19 protein-coding genes are annotated in these 17,375 nt (G+C 74.1%); 11 read left to right on the top strand and 8 right to left on the bottom strand.

Going from position 1 to position 17,375, the window contains the following annotated elements:
* Positions 1–4: 4 nt before the first annotated feature.
* A complete protein-coding gene (locus DQ244_RS16815) occupies positions 5–646 on the top strand; it encodes a regulatory protein RecX (RefSeq protein WP_113812639.1) in 642 nt (213 codons plus the stop codon).
* 13 nt (positions 647–659) lie between these two features.
* Here the strand turns inward: DQ244_RS16815 and DQ244_RS16810 are convergent, their stop codons facing one another.
* The 6 genes from DQ244_RS16810 to DQ244_RS16785 form a co-directional block, all read right to left on the bottom strand.
* The gene (locus DQ244_RS16810) at positions 660–1,025 is read right to left on the bottom strand and encodes a hypothetical protein (protein ID WP_113812638.1); all 366 of its coding nucleotides are present in this window, start codon (positions 1,023–1,025) and stop codon (positions 660–662) included.
* A gap of 29 nt (positions 1,026–1,054) precedes the next feature.
* Positions 1,055–1,555 carry a hypothetical protein gene (locus DQ244_RS16805; protein WP_147251553.1) on the bottom strand — a complete coding sequence of 167 codons (501 nt, stop codon included), beginning with the start codon at positions 1,553–1,555 and terminating at the stop codon, positions 1,055–1,057.
* 68 nt (positions 1,556–1,623) lie between these two features.
* Entirely contained in the window at positions 1,624–2,517 is an 894-nt protein-coding gene (locus tag DQ244_RS16800) for an amino acid ABC transporter permease (RefSeq protein ID WP_113812636.1), read from the bottom strand.
* Positions 2,514–3,164: an amino acid ABC transporter permease gene (locus DQ244_RS16795; protein ID WP_113812635.1), complete on the bottom strand. Its 651-nt coding sequence runs from the start codon at positions 3,162–3,164 to the stop codon at positions 2,514–2,516. Before DQ244_RS16795 ends, DQ244_RS16800 begins: the two co-directional genes overlap by 4 nt.
* A gap of 99 nt (positions 3,165–3,263) precedes the next feature.
* Positions 3,264–4,154 (bottom strand): glutamate ABC transporter substrate-binding protein, encoded by an 891-nt coding sequence (locus tag DQ244_RS16790; protein WP_113812634.1) that lies wholly within the window; start codon positions 4,152–4,154, stop codon positions 3,264–3,266.
* A gap of 17 nt (positions 4,155–4,171) precedes the next feature.
* Positions 4,172–4,927, bottom strand: coding sequence for an amino acid ABC transporter ATP-binding protein (locus DQ244_RS16785; protein ID WP_113812633.1), 756 nt, complete (start codon positions 4,925–4,927; stop codon positions 4,172–4,174).
* Positions 4,928–5,048: 121 nt separating this feature from the next.
* On the opposite strand from DQ244_RS16785, the gene miaB reads away from it, so the two are divergent.
* The gene (gene miaB, locus DQ244_RS16780) at positions 5,049–6,524 is read left to right on the top strand and encodes a tRNA (N6-isopentenyl adenosine(37)-C2)-methylthiotransferase MiaB (protein WP_113812632.1); all 1,476 of its coding nucleotides are present in this window, start codon (positions 5,049–5,051) and stop codon (positions 6,522–6,524) included.
* A gap of 54 nt (positions 6,525–6,578) precedes the next feature.
* Here miaB and DQ244_RS16775 read toward each other — a convergent pair whose 3' ends face one another.
* The gene (locus tag DQ244_RS16775) at positions 6,579–8,135 is read right to left on the bottom strand and encodes a DUF349 domain-containing protein (RefSeq protein WP_113812631.1); all 1,557 of its coding nucleotides are present in this window, start codon (positions 8,133–8,135) and stop codon (positions 6,579–6,581) included.
* Between the two features lie 40 nt (positions 8,136–8,175).
* On the opposite strand from DQ244_RS16775, the gene DQ244_RS16770 reads away from it, so the two are divergent.
* From DQ244_RS16770 to DQ244_RS16745, 6 genes are all read left to right on the top strand, one after another.
* A complete protein-coding gene (locus DQ244_RS16770) occupies positions 8,176–8,901 on the top strand; it encodes a hypothetical protein (RefSeq protein WP_113812630.1) in 726 nt (241 codons plus the stop codon).
* A 32-nt stretch (positions 8,902–8,933) separates the two neighbouring features.
* Positions 8,934–9,854 (top strand): tRNA (adenosine(37)-N6)-dimethylallyltransferase MiaA, encoded by a 921-nt coding sequence (miaA, locus tag DQ244_RS16765; protein WP_113812629.1) that lies wholly within the window; start codon positions 8,934–8,936, stop codon positions 9,852–9,854.
* On the top strand, positions 9,851–10,723 hold the full coding sequence (gene dapF, locus DQ244_RS16760) for a diaminopimelate epimerase (protein WP_113812628.1): 873 nt from the start codon (positions 9,851–9,853) through the stop codon (positions 10,721–10,723). Before miaA ends, dapF begins: the two co-directional genes overlap by 4 nt.
* A gap of 103 nt (positions 10,724–10,826) precedes the next feature.
* Positions 10,827–12,281: a GTPase HflX gene (gene hflX / locus DQ244_RS16755; RefSeq protein WP_233491677.1), complete on the top strand. Its 1,455-nt coding sequence runs from the start codon at positions 10,827–10,829 to the stop codon at positions 12,279–12,281.
* 56 nt (positions 12,282–12,337) lie between these two features.
* Positions 12,338–13,060 carry a phosphatase PAP2 family protein gene (locus DQ244_RS16750; protein ID WP_233491676.1) on the top strand — a complete coding sequence of 241 codons (723 nt, stop codon included), beginning with the start codon at positions 12,338–12,340 and terminating at the stop codon, positions 13,058–13,060.
* Complete coding sequence (locus tag DQ244_RS16745; protein WP_113812625.1) at positions 13,032–14,087, top strand: hypothetical protein; 1,056 nt, start codon at positions 13,032–13,034, stop codon at positions 14,085–14,087. The genes DQ244_RS16750 and DQ244_RS16745 overlap by 29 nt, the downstream gene beginning before the upstream one ends.
* Positions 14,088–14,145: 58 nt before the next feature.
* On the opposite strand, the gene lexA is transcribed toward DQ244_RS16745, so the two are convergent.
* Entirely contained in the window at positions 14,146–14,892 is a 747-nt protein-coding gene (gene lexA, locus DQ244_RS16740; RefSeq protein ID WP_113812624.1) for a transcriptional repressor LexA, read from the bottom strand.
* 211 nt (positions 14,893–15,103) lie between these two features.
* On the opposite strand from lexA, the gene DQ244_RS16735 reads away from it, so the two are divergent.
* The 3 genes from DQ244_RS16735 (at position 15,104) to nrdR (ending at position 17,348) form a co-directional block, all read left to right on the top strand.
* Positions 15,104–15,553, top strand: a complete 450-nt coding sequence (locus tag DQ244_RS16735) for a LysM peptidoglycan-binding domain-containing protein (protein ID WP_113812623.1) — start codon at positions 15,104–15,106, stop codon at positions 15,551–15,553.
* Positions 15,554–15,695: 142 nt separating this feature from the next.
* On the top strand, positions 15,696–16,427 hold the full coding sequence (locus DQ244_RS16730; RefSeq protein ID WP_147251552.1) for a hypothetical protein: 732 nt from the start codon (positions 15,696–15,698) through the stop codon (positions 16,425–16,427).
* Positions 16,428–16,838: 411 nt separating this feature from the next.
* A complete protein-coding gene (nrdR, locus tag DQ244_RS16725) occupies positions 16,839–17,348 on the top strand; it encodes a transcriptional regulator NrdR (protein WP_113812621.1) in 510 nt (169 codons plus the stop codon).
* Positions 17,349–17,375: the final 27 nt, after the last annotated feature.

The raw sequence follows: 17,375 nt of genomic DNA, 5'->3' as shown, positions 1-17,375 counted from the left end.
GCGGGTGGACGACCGTCCGCAGAACCGTCGGCGTGCCCCCGGAGGCTTCGGGGGCGGCCGGCGGAAGCGGCCCTCCGGTGGCGACGATCCCCTGACCTCGGACGTCGCCACCGGGACCGTCGAGGACCCCGAGTCGGTGGCCCGCGGGCTCTGCCTGCGGGCCCTGACCGGGGCGCCCAAGACGCGTCAGCAGCTCGCCGAGCTGCTGGAGAGCCGCGACATCCCCGAGGACGCCGCGACCGCCGTGCTCGACCGGTTCACCGAGGTCGGGCTGATCGACGACGCGGCCTTCGCCCGCGCCTGGGTGAGCAGCCGCCAGGCCGGCCGTGGCCTGGCCCGGCGGGCGCTCTCCTCCGAGCTCCGGGCCAAGGGCGTCGACCCTGAGGTGGCCGCCGAAGCGGTCGAGCAGGTCGACGACGACGACGAGCGCGCGGCTGCCCGGAAGCTCGTCGAGCGGCGGGCCGGCTCCATGAGCAGGCTCGACCGGGCCACCGCGACCCGGCGGCTCATGGGGATGCTCGCCCGCAAGGGCTACAACGGGGGCCTGGCTGCGGCCGTCGTCCGCGAGGTGCTCGACGAGGCCGACGTCGCCGATGAGGGGGACGAGGCGTTCCCGGAGTTCGACGAGGAGAGCGCGCTGCCCTGACCGGCGAGCGCGATCAGCCGCCGAGGCCCACGAAGAAGTCGGCGTTGCCCGGGGCGAGCGAGAAGGCTGCCCATGCCGCGGTGGTGCCGAGCACGAGCAGCACGCCGACGGTCCAGGCTCCCCACGACCGCACGCGCGCGACGGCCAGACCTGACGCGAGCGGGACGGCCAGCAGCACTGCCACGACCACCGACCAGGCGAGCCCGGAGGCGGGCCGCGGGTCGCCTCCGCAGCTCAGCCAGCAACCGCTGAACTCCGCATGGGCGATGCTCGCCATCCACGCCAGCGGGTAGGCGACGACGAGACCGCTCACCAGGGCGGCGCCGAGGCCGCGCGCGCCTCGAGCGCTGTCCCGAGGCGCCACCGGACCGGTTGCCATGTCGTTCGTCTCCTGACTGCGGGCGGGGCTCACGCGCGAGCGAGCCAGGCCGTGATGTCCACGGCGACCCCGTCGGGTGCGTCGGCGTCGGCGATGAGCCAGGCCGGCTCCTGCGGGGAGCCCGCGCGCAGCCAGTCGGCCACGTCGGCGTCCAGGGCGTTCGGGTCCGTCGTCCCCGGGCGACGGCGCTCCCCGAGGAAGGTCCGGTCGGTCTCGACGCCGTCGGCGAAGCGCAGCACCAGCCGGCAGCGCGCGCGGCGGTGCCGGGCCGGCGGGACGACCTCGCGCACGACGGCGCTGCGGGCGCCGGCCGCCGCGGCCAGGGTCGGAGCGGCGGCGCGCAGCCGGGTGACGAACTGCTGCCCGGCGTCGACGAGCGCCGTGCCGCCCAGGGTGGTGCCGGCGGGAAGGTCGATGGCCGGCTCGAGGTCCCGCCCGGGAACCGCCTCGACAGCGGTCCGGGGGACCGGGGGCAAGATGCGGCGTCCCGCCGTGTGCGTCGTCTCCATCGTGACGACGAGTCTCGCCACCGACCGCGGTCCCTCCCGACCGGCGCGCCCGGATGGGACGGCTGAGTCGGAGGGGACCGCGGGCCCGGTCAGACGGTGCCGCCGCCCCCGCCCATCTGGACGTCGGCGGGCAGCTTCGCTTCCGTCGTGGCCGCGGCCTTCGTGCTGCGACCGGTGCGCCGCTCCACGACCCGGGCCAGCCAGGACAGGAGCAGGTTCACGAGGATGTAGACGACCGCCGCGGCGACGTAGAGCTGGAAGGTGTAGATCGGCCCGAACTGGAAGTTCAGCGTCTCCACCAGGCTGCGTGCGGTCCGGAGGAGCTCCAGGTACCCGACGATGAAGCCGAGCGAGCTGTCCTTGAGCAGGACGACGAGCTGGGCGATGAGCACCGGCAGCATCCGGCGCACCGCCTGCGGCACGAGGATGAAGGTCATCACCTGCCACTTGCGCATGCCCACCGCGTACGCGGCCTCGCTCTGGCCGCGGTCCACCGACAGGATGCCGGCGCGGATGATCTCGGCCAGCACGGCCATGTTGTAGAGCGTCAGGCCGAGCGCCAGCGCTCCGAACGCGCTGATCGAGATCCCGGTGCGCGGCAGGAAGAGGAAGCAGAACAGGATCAGCACGAGCAGCGGGACGGCGCGGAAGAACTCGATGACCGCGGCCACCGGAATGCGGACCCAGGCGTGGTCGGAGAGCCGGCCGACCGCCAGGAAGGCGCCGAGGACCGTCGCGGCGACCATGCCGACGGCGGCCACCTCGAGGGTGTTGAGCAGTGCTTCGAGCAGCCGCTGCGGCACGTTGGTGCGGGCGTCGAAGAGGATCGCCCACCGGCTCGGGTCCAGCTGCCCGTTGGCGCCCAGCCGCCAGGCGGCCAGGCCCACCAGGGCCAGCACCACCAGGGCGCCGACGACGCTGCCGATGCGCTGCCGCCGCCGGCCGCGGGGGCCGGGGACGTCGAAGAGGACCGACGCGCTCATCGGACGATCGCCAGCCGGCGCTCGAGCACGCTGATGCCGTAGGCGGAGGGCAGCGTGATCACCAGGTAGCCGAGGACCACGGCGGCGAAGACCAGGAGCAGCTGGTCGGCGTTGGCGTTGGCCAATCGCTGCAGGAGAGCGGTGAGGTCGGTGACGGCGAAGCCCGCGGCGATCGAGGTGTTCTTCGCCAGGGCGATCCACACGTTGCCCAGCGGCGGGACCACGGTGCGGAAGGCCTGGGGGAGCACGACCGTCGTCAGGCTCTGCCGGAAGTCCAGGCCGAGCGCGCGGGCGGCCTCGGCCTGCCCGGCCGGCACGGCGTTGATCCCGGACCGCAGCGCCTCGCAGACGAACGCCGCGGTGTACAGCGCCAGCGCCGCCACCGCCGCGATGAACCGGCTCGGGAACTGCACGTCGACGTAGACCAGGCCGAAGACCAGGAAGAAGAACACCACCGTGAGCGGGGTGTTGCGGAAGATCTCGACGTAGAACGTGGCGAGGCCGCGCAGGGCCGGGATGGGGCTGACCCGCATCGCGGCCAGCACCGTGCCCAGCAGCAGGGCGCAGATGCCGCTGACCACCGCCAGGGACAAGGTGGTGAGGAAGGCGGACTGGATCAGTCCCCAGTTCTCGCTCAGGAACTCCATGGCGCTCCTCGGGTGCTCCTCGTCCGGTTCGTGTGCGGGTGACGTGCGTGACGGCGGGGGCGACCGGAACCGGCCACCCCCGCCGTCAGCTGCGCGGGATCAGTAGCGGTTGACCGCCGGCGGCTCGGGAGCCTCCTGGCCGGTGATCGCGCCCGCCGTGCTGTCCCAGGCCTCGGCCCAGGTGCCGTCCTCGAAGGACTCCTCGAGCACGTCGTTGATGAAGTCGCGGAAGTCGTCCTGGCCCTTGGGGACGCCGATGCCGTAGGGCTCCTCGGTGAACGGGTTGCCGACCAGCTCGAAGGCGTCCGGCGCACCGGCGACGAAGCCGGTCAGGATGACGTTGTCGGTCGTGACGGCGTCCACGTTGCCGTTGCGCAGGTCGTCGGCGCACTTGGAGTAGGCGTCGTAGAGGACCAGCTCGGCCTCGGGGTAGCTGGTGCGGATGTTCTCCGCCGGGGTCGAGCCCTCGACCGAGCAGACGGTCTTGCCGGCCAGGTCCTCGGGGCCCTCGATGTTCTCCGGGTTGCCGGCGGCGACCATGATGTCCTGCCCGGCCACGTAGTACGGCCCGGCGAAGTCGATCAGTTCCTTGCGCTTGTCGTTGATCGTGTAGGTGGCCACGACCATGTCCACCCGGCCCTCCTGCAGGAAGGGCTCGCGGTTGGCCGACACCGTCTCGGTGAAGGTGATCTGGTCCTCGGTGAGGCCCATCTTCGACGCGATCAGCTTCGCCATCTCGACGTCGAAGCCCTCGGGGTCGCCGGCGGTGTTGGCCAGGCCGAATCCGGGCTGGTCGATCTTGGTGCCGACGCGGAGCTCACCGGCCTCGACGATCTCGGCCATGGTCGAACCCTCGGGGAACTCGACCTCCTCGACCTGGGCCGTGGTCTCCTCGGCGTCGTCCTGGGCCTGGTTGCCGGCCTCGCTGGCACAGCCGGCCAGCAGCAGGCCGGCGGCGGCGATGCCGGCGGCGTAACGGGTGATGCGCATGGGTGATCCCTTCAGGGTCAGTGGTTGAGGATCTTGGACAGGAAGTCCTTGGCCCGATCCGACGTCGGGTTGGTGAAGAAGGTCTCGGGCTCGGCGGACTCGACGATGCGGCCGCCGTCCATGAAGACGACCCGGTTGGCCGCACGGCGGGCGAAGCCCATCTCGTGCGTGACGACGATCATCGTCATGCCGTCGCGGGCCAGCGAGGTCATCACGTCGAGGACCTCGTTGATCATCTCGGGGTCGAGCGCCGAGGTGGGCTCGTCGAAGAGCATCACCTTGGGGTCCATCGCCAGCGCGCGGGCGATCGCGACGCGCTGCTGCTGGCCACCGGAGAGCTGTGCCGGGTACTTGTCGGCCTGCGCCCCGACGCCCACGCGGTCGAGCAGTTCGCGGGCCCGCTTCTGGGCGTCGCCCTTCGACTGCTTGCGCACCTTGATCGGGCCGAGCATGACGTTCTCGAGGATCGTCTTGTGCGCGAAGAGGTTGAAGCTCTGGAACACCATGCCGACGTCGCTGCGCAGGCGGGCCAGCTCCTTGCCCTCCTCGGGCAGCCGCTGGCCGTCGATGGTGATCTCGCCCTTGTCGATCGCCTCGAGCCGGTTGATCGTGCGGCACAGCGTCGACTTGCCCGAGCCGGACGGCCCGATGACGACCACGACCTCGCCGCGGTCGATCGCGAGGTCGATGTCCTGCAGGACGTGCAGTTCGCCGAACCACTTGTTGACGCCGGCCAGGCGGACGAGAGGCTCTCCGTTCGTACGGCTGGTCACCCGGGTGACCCTAAGGGCGGATCGTCGCGGATCCCGCACGGTGGGATCACGAAGGCGTAACGAACCCGCCGTTACCGATCGGACGGGTGAACGAAGGCCGCGCCGTACCCTCGACGTCGTCATGGGAACCGAGCTTGAGGCAGCCCCGCGCACCTACCGCGTGCGCACGTACGGGTGCCAGATGAACGTGCACGACTCCGAGCGCCTGTCCGGCCTGCTGGAAGCGGCCGGCTACACCGCCGCGGCGGAGGGGGACGACGCCGACGTCGTCGTCCTGAACACCTGCGCCGTCCGCGAGAACGCCGACAACCGCCTGTACGGCAATCTCGGCCACCTGCGGCCGGTCAAGGACGCGCGGCCGGGGATGCAGGTCGCCGTCGGCGGCTGCCTGGCGCAGAAGGACCGCGGGGAGATCGTGCGGCGCGCGCCGTGGGTGGACGTCGTCTTCGGCACCCACAACGTGGGCTCGCTGCCGGCCCTGCTCGAGCGCGCCCGGCACAACGCCGAGGCCCAGGTCGAGATCGTCGAGTCCCTCGAGGTCTTCCCCTCCACGCTCCCGGCGAAGCGGGACTCCGCCCACTCCGGCTGGGTGTCCATCAGCGTCGGCTGCAACAACACCTGCACGTTCTGCATCGTCCCGGCGCTGCGCGGCAAGGAGAAGGACCGCCGGCCCGGCGAGATCCTCGCCGAGGTGCAGGCGCTGGTGGACCAGGGCGTGCTCGAGGTGACCCTGCTCGGCCAGAACGTCAACGCCTACGGCGTGGAGTTCCGTGACCGCGGGGCCTTCGCCGACCTGCTGCGGGCGACGGGTGCGATCGAGGGGCTGGAGCGGGTGCGCTTCACCAGCCCGCACCCGCGCGAGTTCACCGACGACGTGATCGAGGCGATGGCCGAGACCCCGGCGGTGTGCCACCAGCTGCACATGCCGCTGCAGAGCGGGTCCGACGACGTGCTGCGGCGCATGCGCCGCGGCTACCGGCAGGACCGCTACCTCGGGATCATCGACCGGGTGCGGGCCGCGATGCCCGACGCCGCGATCACCACCGACATCATCGTGGGCTTCCCCGGGGAGACCGAGGCCGACTTCGAGCAGACCCTCGAGGTGGTCCGGCGGGCGCGGTTCGCCAGCGCCTTCACCTTCCAGTACTCCAAGCGCCCCGGGACGCCGGCCGCCGAGATGGACGGCCAGCTGCCCAAGGAGGTCGTGCAGGAGCGCTACCTGCGCCTGACCGCCCTGCAGGACGAGATCAGCTGGGACGAGAACCGCGCGCAGATCGGCCGGAAGGTGGAGCTGCTCGTGGCCGCGGGGGAGGGCAGCAAGGACGCGCAGCGCGGCCGGCTCTCCGGCCGCTCCCGCGACGGCCGGCTCGTGCACTTCACCCACGCGCACGGCGTCCGGCCCGGCGACGTCGTCGAGACCGTGGTCACCGAGGCCGCGCCGCACCACCTCATCGCCGACGGCGCCCTGCTGTCGCACCGGCGCACCCGCGCCGGTGACGCGAGCGAGACCGGTACGAGGCCGACGACGCCCGGTGTCTCGCTGGGGATGCCGCGGATCGGGATCCCCGAGCCGTTGCCGGCGGTCACCGGCTGCTGAGCAGCAGAAAGGCCCCCGTCCGGACCGGACGGGGGCCTTTCCGCTGTTCGCGGGTCAGCGGCGGGCGGACTTCTCCGCCTCGGCCAGCCACTCCTGGCGGGTGGCCAGGTTGGCCTTCGCCTCGTCGATCCGCCGCTGGTCGCCGGCGGCCTCGGCCTTGGCCAGCTGCTCCTCGGCCTTGGCCACCGCGGCCCGCATCGAGGTCACCATCGGGTTCTCCGGGGCGGTGCGGACCCGGCCGGCGTCGGCGGCGCCGCGCACCTTCTGCTCGACGGCCTGCATCCGGTCCTCGAGCTGGCGCATGACGGTGCGCGGCACGTGCCCGATGGCGTCGTAGCGCTCCTGGATCTTGCGCAGCGCGTTCTGGGCGCCCCGCAGGTCCTTGGACGGGTCGAGCTTCTCGGCCTCCGCGAGCAGCTCCTCCTTCGCCTGCTGGTTGGCCACCTGCTCGGCGTCGCGCACCTTGTCCTGCTCGGCGCGGGCGGAGAAGAAGACGTCCTGGGCGGCGCGGAACTCCTTCCAGAGGTCGTCGTCGCCCTCGCGGCCGGTGCGGGGCACGGCCTTCCAGCGGTCCATCAGCGAGCGCATGGCGGCGCTGGTGGCGCCCCAGTCGGTGGAGGTCGCGAGGCGCTGCGCCTCCTTGATGAGCTCCTGCTTGGCGGCGCGGGTCTCACCACGCTGGGCGTCGAGCTGGGCGAAGTGGGTGCCGCGGCGGCGACCGAAGGCGTCGCGGGCGGCGGCGAACCGCGTCCACAGCGCCTCGTCGGTCTTGCGGTCGATCCCGCGGATCGTCTTCCACTCCTCGACGATGGCCTTGAGGCGGTCGCCGGCGGCCTTCCAGGACGTCGACTCCGCGGCGATCTGCTCCGCCTCGGCGGCCAGCGCCTCCTTGCGCGCGATCTGCGCGGCACGGGCGGCGGCCTTCTCCGCGCGGAACTCGGCGGTGGCCGACTCCGCGGTCTCGACCATGGCGCGCGCCCGGGCGGCGAGCCCGTCGAGGTCGCCGACGGCGGCGGCGGTGGGGATCGACTCGGCCAGCTGCTGGGCCTTGGTCTTGATCTCGCCGGGGTTGCCGGTGTGCGCCTTGAGACGCGCCTCCAGCAGCGCGACCTCGGTGGCGATGTCGTCGTAGCGGCGGCCGTAGTGGGCCAGCCCCGCCTCGGCGTCGCCGGCCTGCCAGGAACCCACGGCCCGCTCGCCCTCGGCGGTGCGGACGTAGACGGTGCCCTCGTCGTCGACCCGGCCCCACAGCGTGGGGTCGCTCACGACGGCCTCGACCGGCGGCGTGGGGGCGGCGGGAGTGGGGGCCTTCCCCTTCGGCCGCGGGCCGGGTCCGGGAGCCGGGACCGGCGCGGGGGCCGGGACCGGGGCGGGGGCCGGGGTCGGGGCCGCCGCATCCCCTTCCGCAGCCGCGGTTCCCGGCGCGTCCTCCGTGGGGTCGGCGAGGGCGGCGTCCGCGGGGGTCGGCGCCTCCGGCGTCCCGGCCGCGGGGGTCACCGCGTCGGGGCTCCCGGTCTCGGGCGCCGCCTCGGGGACGGTCGTCTCTGGGGTCTCCGCAACCGGCGGAGAGTCCTGCTGCACCCCGGGGCCGGGGTTGTCCGTGCTCGACACGTCCGGCAGTGTCCCACGTCGCATCGGAGACACTGCTGCGGTGACCACGCTCCCCGGCGACCGGCCCGCCCGGACGGCCCCGCCGTCGGCCGTCGTCGCCTTCTGCCCGAGCCCTCCGCTGCTGCTCCCCGTCGTCGAGGGGCGTGCCGACGGCGGGACGGTGGCGCTCCGGGCCGCCTGCGCCGACGCGGTGACCGGGCTGCTCGAGTCGCGTCCCGAGGTGGTGGTCGTCGTCGGCGACGGGGTGCCGTCGGGGGAGCGGTTCGGCGCCGGCGACCACGGCGACCTGCGCGGCTACGGCGTCGACGCGACGCTGCCGTTCGACGGCCGCGTGCGGCCGGGCGGCTCCCGGCTGCCGACGGCGCACACCGTCGGCGGGTGGCTGCTGGACCAGGCCTGCTTCGCCGGCACCCGGGTGGGGGTCGGACCCGCCGACCTGGCGCAGCTGCTCCGCGACCTGCCCGCACCCGTCGGCGTGCTCGCGATGGGCGACGGCTCGGCGCGTCGCACCGTCAAGGCGCCCGGCTACCTCGACCCGGCGGCCGGCCCGTTCGACGCCGCCGTCGCCACGGCCCTGGCCGCCGGGGACGCCGCAGCCCTCGCGGCGCTGGACCCCGAGGAGGGGGAGCGGCTGCTGGCCGCCGGTGTGCCCACCTGGCGGGCGGTCGGCGCGGCGTTCGCGGGCCGGCACGTGACAGCGCGGCTGCACCTGGACGCGGCCCCGTTCGGGGTGGGCTACCTCGTCGCCGACTGGGTGGTGACGTGAGCGGAGCGCCCCGCGGGAGCGAACCATCGGACGTGACGCCGCCACCGGTGGTCGCCGTCGTCGGGCCGACCGCGACCGGGAAGACGGCGCTGGCCGTCGCCCTCGCCCAGCGGCTCGGCGGCGAGGTGGTCAACGCCGACTCGATGCAGCTCTACCGCGGCATGGACATCGGCACCGCGAAGCCCGACGAGGTCGAGCGGGGCGGGGTGCCGCACCACCTGCTCGACCTGTGGGACGTCCGCGAGCCGGCGTCGGTCGCCGAGTACCGGCTGCGCGCCCGCGCCGAGATCGACCGGCTGCGCGCGGCGGGGACGGTGCCGCTCCTCGTCGGCGGCTCCGGCCTCTACGTGCGCGCGGTGCTCGACGAGCTGGACTTCCCCGGCACCGACCCGGCGATCCGGGCGCGGCTGGAGGCCGAGCTCGCCGACGCCGGGGCCGCGGCGCTGCACGCCCGCCTGACCCGGCTGGACCCGGCGGCCGGGGCCGCCGTGCTGCCCGCGAACGGACGACGGATCGTGCGCGCCCTGGAGGTCATCGAGCTCACCGGCGGCCCCTTCCGCGCCGAGCTGCCCGAGCCCCGCCCGCACTACCCCGCGGTGACCATCGGCCTGGACCGCGAGGCGGGGGAGCTCGACGACCGGGTCGCGCTGCGCGTGGACCGGATGTGGACGGCCGGCTTCGTCGACGAGGTGGCGGCGCTCGACGCGCTCGGGCTGCGCGAGGGGCCGACGGCGTCCCGCGCGATCGGCTACGCGCAGGTGCTCGCCCAGTTCGACGGCACGCTGACCGCCGAGGAGGCGCGCGAGCGGACCGTGATCGCCACCCGCCGGTTCGTCCGCCGCCAGCGGTCCTGGTTCCGCCGCGACGCCGGCACGACGTGGCTGGACGCCGCCCGCCCCGACCTGGCCGAGGCAGCCGTCACGGTGATCACCGGGCCTACGATCGACCCGTGACCTCCTCGCCGCGCGTGCTGATCGGGCACGGCACCCAGAACGACTTCGTGGTGCTGCCCGACCCCGACGGCACCGTGTGGCCCGAGGACCGGCTGGACGAGGCGCTCGTGCAGCGGCTCTGCGAGCGGCGCGCGGGGCTCGGCGGCGACGGGGTCCTGCGGCTGGTCCGCAGCGCGCACGTGCCCGACGCGCCCGCGGTGCTCGGCGAGGACCTGGGCCGCTGCGAGTGGTTCATGGACCACCGCAACGCCGACGGCTCGTACGCCGAGATGTGCGGCAACGGCATCCGGCTCTTCCTGCACGCCCTGATCAGCGAGGGCCTCGTCCCGCGCGGCGCGTGCGACGACGGCCTGCTCGTCGGCACCCGCGGGGGCCCGCGCCGGGTCGGGACGGCGCCCGACAGCGGTTACTGGGTGGACATGGGGCCGGCGCGCGAGTTCGGCCGGGGCAGCGCGGAGCTCGACGGGCGCACCTTCGACGGTCTCGCCGTCTCCATGGGCAACCCGCACCTGGCCGCGATCACCGACGTCGACGTCGACACCCTGGACCTCACCGCCGCGCCGCGGTTCGACCCGCAGCTGTTCCCCGAGGGCGTGAACGTCGAGCTGGTGAACGTGCTCGAGCCCGGCGCCCACGTGCGGCTGCGGGTCTTCGAGCGCGGGGTGGGGGAGACCCGCTCGTGCGGCACCGGCGCCTGCGCGGTCGCCTACGCGGCGCTGGTCGACGCCGGGCGGTCCGAGGGCACCGTCGTCGTCGACGTCCCCGGGGGGCGGCTGTCGGTGCAGGTCGGACCGGGGACGACGGTGCTCACCGGCCCCGCCGTCCTGGTGTCGGCCGGCGAGCTGTGCGCGGAGTGGCTGGCCGGCTGACGGTCGGTCGTCCCGACCGGGATGCATCCGGGCGGGCGGTGCGTTGCACACGGCGATGACAACTCAGGTGACCCGCGCGCAGGACCGTGCCACGCTGGACCCGATGACGACCGCCCCGCAGACCCCCGTCGAGAAGCCCGCCGCGTCCTCGAACCGCCCCGCCGAGCAGTGGGACGAGCCCGACGACACGACCGGCTCCTACGCCCTCGAGGCCCGTGGCGCGCTGCGACGGGTCGCCGGCCTCTCCACCGAGCTCGCCGACGTCACCGAGGTCGAGTACCGGCAGCTGCGCCTCGAGCGCGTCGTCCTCGTCGGCGTGTGGACCGAGGGCACGCAGGTCGACGCCGACCGCTCGCTGGCCGAGCTCGCCGCGCTGGCCGAGACGGCCGGCTCCGAGGTGCTCGAGGCCGTCAGCCAGCGGCGCGACAAGCCCGACGCCGCCACCTACGTCGGCTCGGGCAAGGCCGCCGAGATCCGCGACATCGTCGCCGCGACCGGCGCCGACACCGTCATCTGCGACGGTGAGCTGACCCCCGGCCAGCTCAACCAGCTGGAGAAGGTGCTCAAGGTCAAGGTCGTGGACCGGACGGCGCTGATCCTGGACATCTTCGCCCAGCACGCCACGAGCCGGGAGGGCAAGGCGCAGGTCGAGCTGGCGCAGATGCAGTACATGCTGCCGCGGCTGCGTGGCTGGGGTGAGTCGATGTCCCGGCAGGCCGGTGGTCGCGTCGCCGGTGGTGGCGGTATCGGTACCCGCGGACCGGGTGAGACCAAGATCGAGACCGACCGACGGCGCATCCGGTCGCGGGTGAGCAAGCTGCGCCGCGAGATCGCCGGCATGGCGACCGCCCGCGCCACCCAGCGCAACAGCCGCGACCGCAACGCCACCCCGAGCGTGGCCATCGCCGGGTACACCAACGCCGGCAAGTCCAGCCTGCTCAACCAGCTGACCGGCGCCGGCGTGCTGGTGGAGAACGCCCTGTTCGCCACGCTGGACCCGACCGTCCGCCGGGCCCAGGGGCCGGACGGACGCGAGTACACGCTCACCGACACCGTCGGCTTCGTGCGGCACCTGCCGCACCAGCTGGTCGACGCCTTCCGCTCGACGCTGGAGGAGGTCGCCGCGGCGGATCTGCTGCTGCACGTCGTCGACGGCTCGGACCCCGACCCGCTCGGCCAGATCAACGCGGTGCACGTCGTGCTCCAGGAGATCGACGCCTCCTCGGTGCCCGAGGTCATCGTGGTCAACAAGGTCGACGCCATGGACGCCGACGACATCCTCGCCCTGCGGCAGGCGCTCCCCGGCGCGGTCTGGGTCTCGGCCCGCACCGGACTGGGCATGGACGAGCTCCGCGCCCTCATCGCCGACCGGCTCCCGCACCCGGACGTCGACGTCGACGTGCTGGTGCCGTACGACCGGGGCGACCTCGTCTCGCGCGTGCACCGGGACGGCGAGGTGCTGAGCGAGCAGCACGAAGGCGGCGGCACCCGGCTCACCGCCCGCGTGGACGGCAGCCTGGCCGCCGCGCTCGAGGAGTTCGCGGTCCCGGTCGCCTGAGCGGGGTCACCCGTCGGCGGGATCACGGTCCGGTCACGGGCCGGTACGGTGACGTCGTGACCAGGTTTGCGGTGCGGGAGGCCGGGATCTCCGGCTCCCCGGCCGTGGTCTCGGTCGGCCGGCCGCCCTGGTGGCTGGTGGCCGTCTCGTTCCTGGTCGGCGCTCTGATCACCGCCGACCTGCTCGCCGATGGGCGCATGCTCCGCCTGGACCTGCGGGTGTCGGAGATCGTGAGCGACTGGGGTCTGCGCGACGCCGACGCCTATCCGGCGGTCTGGCTCGTGACCCAGCTCGGCGGGCGGGTCACGATCCTGGTGGTCCTGGCCGGACTGGTCGGCTACCTGCTCTGGCGGCGCGGCGCGTGGGTGCCGGCCCTGCGGGTGGTGATCGCGGTCGCCGTCCTCACCGCCGGGATCTACGCCATCAAGCACGGCACCGGCCGCACCGCGCCCGCCTTCCCCGGCTCCTACTTCTTCCACGACGACGGCGCCTCGTTCCCGTCCGGGCACGTGGCCAACGCCGTGGTGATGTGGGGCGTGGCCCGCTGGCAGGCGGTCAGCTACGGGCTGCCCGCCGCCGTGCAGCGGACCTTCTGGTGGCTGAGCATCCTGGGGCCGGTCGGCACGGGCGTCGCGATGGTGTCGCTGGACTACCACTGGGTCACCGACGCCGTGGTGGGCGCCGCAGCCGGGATCGTGCTGCTGGGCGTGGTTCATGCACTGGACGCGTTCGTTCTGTCACGCTGGGTGCGTGCCGACGCAGGCCGACCGACCGCGTAGCCGCGCCTGGGGGCGACGGCTCCTCGTGGCGACCGCGCTGGCCGGTGGACTCGCCTCCGCCTCCGCCCCGCCCGCGGCCGCCGAGGAGGGGACCCCGGCGGCTCCCGCCCCCACGGTCCGCTGCTCGGTCACCGACGAGCGGCTCGCCGAGCTCTCCGGGCTCGTCGTCGTGGGCGACCAGATGCTGGCCCTCAACGACGGCGGATCACAGGTCACCGTCCACGGCCTGGACAGCGCCTGCCGGGTCGTCGACGTGCAGACCGCTGCGGTCGATCCCTTCGACCCCGAGGACCTCGGGGTCGGGCCCGGCGGCGAGGTCTGGGTCGCCGACACCGGTGACAACAACACCGAGCGCTCGACGATCGCCCTGCACGTGCTGCGCCCCGGCGGCGCCGCGGCGCTCTACCGGCTGACCTACCCCGACGGCGCGCACGACGCCGAGGCGCTCCTCATGGCTCCCGACGGCACCCCGTACGTGGTCACCAAGGAGGTCCTGGGCAGCAGCGGGGTCTACCGGCCGGCCGCACCGCTGGTGGACGGCGGCACCGTCCCCCTGGAGCGCGTCGCGACCGTCAACGTGACCCTCACCGGCACGCCGGGCGGGCCGGTGGGCCGCGCCGGACAGCTGATGATCACCGGCGGCGCGGTGGCGAGCGACGGCAGCGCGCTCGCGCTGCGGACCTACACCGATGCCTACGTGTGGCCGCTCTCGGGCTCCGACGTCGTCGGCGCCCTCGGCGGCACGCCGGTCCGGGTGGCGTTGCCCGATTCGCCGCAGGGCGAGGCGATCAGCTTCGCCGCCGACTCGCGCACGCTCGTGGTCGCCAGCGAGGGTCTGCCCAGCGACGTCACCGAGGTGCCGGTCCCGGGGCAGGCGACCGCTGCTCCGGCTCCGGCATCCGAGACGGCGGGTCCGGGCCTCGCCGCGCTGACCGAGGAGGGCTCGCCGCTGCCGGCCGCCCTGCTCGCCGCCCTGGGGGCGACGCTCGTCGTCTGGGTGGGCAGCCGGATCCTGCGCCGCCCTTGACCCTCGGCCCCGCTGGGACCGGTGCCGCCGGGGTGTCCCGGCGGCACCGGTGTGCGGGTCAGACGCGACGCAGCACCGAGACGACGCGGCCGAGGATGGTGGCCTCGTCGCCGGGGATCGGCTCGTACGCCGGGTTGTGCGGCAGCAGCCAGATGTGCCCGTCGCGCCGCTTGTAGGTCTTCACGGTGGCCTCGCCGTCGATCATGGCGGCGACGATCTCGCCGTTCTCCGCCGTCGGCTGCTGGCGCACGACGACCCAGTCGCCGTCGCAGATGGCCGCCTCGACCATGGAGTCACCGGCGACCTTGAGCATGAAGACGGTGCCCTCGCCGACGAGCTCGCGGGGGAGGGGGAAGACGTCCTCCACCGCCTGCTCGGCGAGGACGGGTCCACCGGCGGCGATGCGGCCGACCAGGGGGACGTAGGTGGGCGCCGAGGCCCGCTCGCCGTCGGCGATGACCGGCGGCTCGCTGGTCATCGCGGCCACCCGGCCGTTCTCGTCGGGCAGGCGCACGTCCAGGGCGCGGGGCCGGTTGGGGTCCCGCCGCAGCCAGCCCTTCTTCTGCAGCACGGAGAGCTGGTGGGCGACGGAGGAGGCGGAGGAGAGGCCCACGGCCTCGCCGATCTCGCGCACCGAGGGCGGGTAGCCGCGCCGGTCGATCGAGTCCCGGATGACCTCGAGCACCCGGCGCTGGCGCTGGGTGAGGCCGTCGCCGTCGGTGCCGCGGTCGGGGAAGGTCCGCACGGAGGCCGAGGTGGGGTCCGCCTCCTGCGTGCCGCTCGGAGTCCCGTTCGAGTCCGTCACGTGTCCTCCTCGTGGCTGCGGCGCAGCACATGGGTGTCCGTCCGTCGAGGAGCACCGTAGCGCCGAACCGCCCTCAGTTCAAACACGTGTTCGAAGATTCCCCCGTGTCCTGTCGCTTCTGTCGGCGGCATCCGGTAGACATCGGGCAGACGTTCGAATCGAACAGGCGTTCGAGACCGGTGGCGAACCGGCAGGTGGGAGGCGGAGAGCGATGACGAGCAACACCGCACTGGTGGTCGAGGTCCCGGAGCGCGGAGCGGCGGTGCGTGCCGAGCGGCACCTGCGGGTGCTCCCACCGCCGGCCGCCTATGCGGTGACCCCGGCGCGCGCTGCCGGCCGGCGCGGCCCGGGCCTCGCGGCCGCGGTGCCGGCGCCGCGCCTGCGGTTGACCGCGCGGGGTCGTCGGCTGGTGGCCGTGCTCGCGCTCGCAGTCGGCGTGGGTGTCGTCGCGCTCGGCGACGCGCTCCTCGGCGACGGCGAGGACGGTCTCGAGCTCATGGGCACCAGCAGCGTGGTCGTCGAGCGCGGCGACACGCTCTGGGCGATAGCGAGCTCCGTGGCCGGTGACGAGGACGTCCGCGTGGTCATCGACGAGATCGTCGAGCTGAACGCGCTGGACGGCGGCGCGATCGAGCCGGGGCAGGTCCTGCTGCTCCCGTGAGCCCGGCCGCCCCGAGTGGGGCGAGTGCCGGCGGCGGTCGGTCCGCCACGGCAAGAGGTTCACAACGGGGCTGAGCGACTTCGTCAACCCTCTGTGGCTGGACATTCACAGTCCGTGCTGGCCAGCGACATACGGTCCCCCCGTGTCGAGCGTCATGGAGAACCGAGCAGCCGTGTTCACCAACCAGTCCCAGGCCGTCGAGGTGTACCGCTCCGGCGTCTGGTGGCCGGGCGAGCTCCTGGGCTGGCGCCATGACGAGGACGGTGCCTGCCAGGTCTGGGTCCGCGTCACCGTGCAGGGCACCGAGGAGACCGGGTGGACCGAGCTGTCGGCCCTCCGACTCCCGGAGGCCCCGGCGCCCGCGGCGGTCGAGCCCCTCCGTACGGCGTACGACGTGCCGGCCCGCCGGACCGCGCCCCGTCGCCGCGCCGCCGACGCCGAGACCACCGCGAGCCTGCCGCTCGCCAGGGACCACGTGACCTCCGAGGCCACGCCGCCGCGCTCCGGCGGTCGGCGCCGCGCTCCTGAGGACGCCGACGTGCAGCGCGCCCCCGCGTCGTCGGTCCCCGTGCCCGTCCCGGGTCGGCACCGCGCGCCCTCGGTGGACCCGGACGCCGGGCGGCACCGCGACGCCGACACGGAGCTGTTCTCGGCCATCGCCGACGAGCCGAGGCCCTCCTCCCGCCGGCGTCGCGACGACCTCCTCGCGACCGCCACCTGGTCGATGCCCACGGCCCGCCCGGCACCGGCTGTCGAGTCGATCCCCGCGGAGTCCGGCGCCCGTCGCGGCTCGGCCGAGGAGCTGCTCACCCGTCCGATGCGACTGGGCGAGGAGAGCTCCTCGGGTCGCCGCCCCCGGCTGATGGCCCACTGAGCCCGTTCCGCACCCGCACGACCCGCCGACGGCGCCGGACCCCGCAGGGGGCTCCCGGCGCCGTCGGCGCGTGTGGCTGCGCCGTCGTCGCGCGGGGCCACGCGGGGCGGTCGCGGCCTGTTCGGCGGGTCGCGCACGGCGTGTCGTGTGACTCGTGGGGCCGGGTGTTCCGGCTGCGCACGAACGGGTCAGGGCGGAACACGCCGAGGAAACGATCACTTGCACATCTTGTGGAGCCCGGCCTAGGGTTCCCCTACATCTAGTAGTTACAGAGCTGTAAGCCCGTCCACAGGCCAATCCTCAGGTTCTCCCCGCGGCATCCACCGGATGTCCCCAGGAGGGTCCACAGGACACCGGTGACGGATCGGCCGGACCGCCACGGCGGTGGGCCGGGAGAGGAGGTGGACCACCGTGCGTTGCCCGTTCTGCCACAACCCCGACAGCCGGGTCATCGACTCCCGCGAGGCCGACGAGGGCGCCACCACCCGGCGTCGTCGCAACTGCCCGAAGTGCGGGCGGCGGTTCACCACCGTCGAGGAGGCGGTGCTCGCCGTCGTCAAGCGCAACGGCGTCAGCGAGCCCTTCAACCGCAGCAAGGTGGTCGCCGGCGTCCGGCGGGCCTGCCAGGGCCGGCCGGTCGACGAGGGCCAGCTGAAGCTCCTGGCCCAGCAGGTCGAGGACGCCATCCGCGCCACCGGCGCGGCCGAGGTCCCCAGCAACGAGGTGGGCCTGGCCATCCTGGGCCCGCTCCGGGAGCTGGACGAGGTGGCCTACCTCCGCTTCGCCAGCGTCTACCGCTCCTTCACCTCGGTGGCGGACTTCGAGCGGGAGATCGCCGAGCTCAAGGCCCGGGAGGCCGCCTCGCCACCGGCCGACCAGGCCGCACCGGCGCCGCGGGACCCCGTCCCGTCCGGCGGCTGAGAACTGTCAGTGCCGACCGATAGACAG

This window comes from Blastococcus sp. TBT05-19 (genome assembly GCF_003319095.1).
Lineage (GTDB): Bacteria > Actinomycetota > Actinomycetes > Mycobacteriales > Geodermatophilaceae > Blastococcus.
Note: the sequence above shows the minus strand (reverse complement) of the source record. Positions and strands in the feature narration are given on the sequence as shown.

Coding starts and splice junctions, on each gene's coding strand:
- DQ244_RS16810 (WP_113812638.1), bottom strand. CDS start 1,025: ATGGCAACCGGTCCGGTGGCGCCTCGGGACAGCGCTCGAGGCGCGCGC.
- DQ244_RS16800 (WP_113812636.1), bottom strand. CDS start 2,517: ATGAGCGCGTCGGTCCTCTTCGACGTCCCCGGCCCCCGCGGCCGGCGG.
- DQ244_RS16795 (WP_113812635.1), bottom strand. CDS start 3,164: ATGGAGTTCCTGAGCGAGAACTGGGGACTGATCCAGTCCGCCTTCCTC.
- DQ244_RS16790 (WP_113812634.1), bottom strand. CDS start 4,154: ATGCGCATCACCCGTTACGCCGCCGGCATCGCCGCCGCCGGCCTGCTG.
- miaB (WP_113812632.1), top strand. CDS start 5,049: ATGGGAACCGAGCTTGAGGCAGCCCCGCGCACCTACCGCGTGCGCACG.
- hflX (WP_233491677.1), top strand. CDS start 10,827: ATGACGACCGCCCCGCAGACCCCCGTCGAGAAGCCCGCCGCGTCCTCG.
- DQ244_RS16735 (WP_113812623.1), top strand. CDS start 15,104: ATGACGAGCAACACCGCACTGGTGGTCGAGGTCCCGGAGCGCGGAGCG.